General features: G+C 67.3%; 1 protein-coding gene. It reads right to left on the bottom strand.

The features are described 5' to 3' along the window. On the bottom strand, positions 1-431 hold a 431-nt coding region (locus EN914_RS38085; protein WP_164779310.1), incomplete at both ends, for an RNA methyltransferase.

Raw genomic sequence — 431 nt, 5'->3', positions numbered from 1 at the left:
ACCTCGATCTGGTCGATGTGCTCCAGCGCGCCGGAGGCGGATTTCGCCAGCACGCCCGATTCCTGCGGGCTGTGGCGGGCCGTGGTGATCAGCGCGCCGGCGCCGAAGGCGACCGCCGAGCGCAGGATGGCGCCGACATTGTGCGGGTCGGTGATCTGGTCGAGCACCAGCACCAGCTTCGCGTCGCCAAGCGCATCGAGCCGCTTGGCTTTCAGCGGCTCGGCCTCGATCAGCACACCCTGATGCACGGCATCCGACCCGGTGATCTTGTCGATATCCCTGGGTTCGACCAGTTCCGTCTTGAAGGGCAGGGCGGCGAGATCGGCGATTTCCAGGCGCTCGGCCGCATTGCGCGTCACCAGCATCTTCCTGATCTTGCGGCGCGGATTGTCGAGTGCGGCGCGCACCGTGTGCAGGCCGTAGAGCCGCAC

Source organism: Mesorhizobium sp. M7A.F.Ca.CA.001.08.2.1 (genome assembly GCF_003998455.1).
In the GTDB taxonomy this organism is placed as follows: domain Bacteria; phylum Pseudomonadota; class Alphaproteobacteria; order Rhizobiales; family Rhizobiaceae; genus Mesorhizobium; species Mesorhizobium ciceri.
This window is presented reverse-complemented; position numbering and strand designations above follow the sequence as displayed.